The 586-nt window shown below is 59.2% G+C and carries 1 pseudogene; it reads right to left on the bottom strand.

Annotated features, from left to right (window positions below):
* A pseudogene (locus tag CK240_RS17790) lies at nt 1-272 on the bottom strand (replication initiation protein); the annotation flags it as partial.
* Nucleotides 273-586: the final 314 nt, after the last annotated feature.

The raw sequence follows: 586 nt of genomic DNA on the forward strand, positions 1-586 counted from the left end.
ACCGCCGCGCGCAGTTCCTCGAACAACGGCTTGAGGCTTTCGCGGTCGTGGTGGGCCATGCCCTCGATGCGCCGAATGTCGGAGAGGCGCATCTCGTGGCGCACGTCCTGGGCCATGCGCCCGCCCGCCGTGGAGATCATCAGATGCATGAGCTTGAGGGCGCGCAGACTTGGCGCGTTCCGCATGTAGACCCCGCGCGCCACCTCGGCGGGCAGCACGGTCTTGGATTGGTCATAGGCCCGATCAGCGGCCACTTGCAGCGTCTTTCCCATAGGTGACTTTGGAAGTGTAAAATTGTCACCTGTCAATGCGCAATATCGGCCCAATATGTCACTCCATCGGCCCAATACGTCACCGCAGCGGCCCAATATGTCACTTATAAATGCGCAATGTCTTGATAACTCTTATGTATTTCCGCCTGAACTATAAGAACTTTAGAACAAGAATGGCGGCACCACTCTCTTGCCCTGTGGATAACTGCTCAGACAGCACCTCCGAGGGGGATCGAAGCGCCCGCTCGGGATGCCGGAAAGGGCTGAGAAACACTCGGCACCCTCGCCCTTCACCCAGACGCAGCCTCGGGTCG

The sequence above is a fragment of the Paracoccus salipaludis genome, from assembly GCF_002287065.1.
Taxonomy (GTDB): Bacteria; Pseudomonadota; Alphaproteobacteria; order Rhodobacterales; family Rhodobacteraceae; genus Paracoccus; species Paracoccus salipaludis.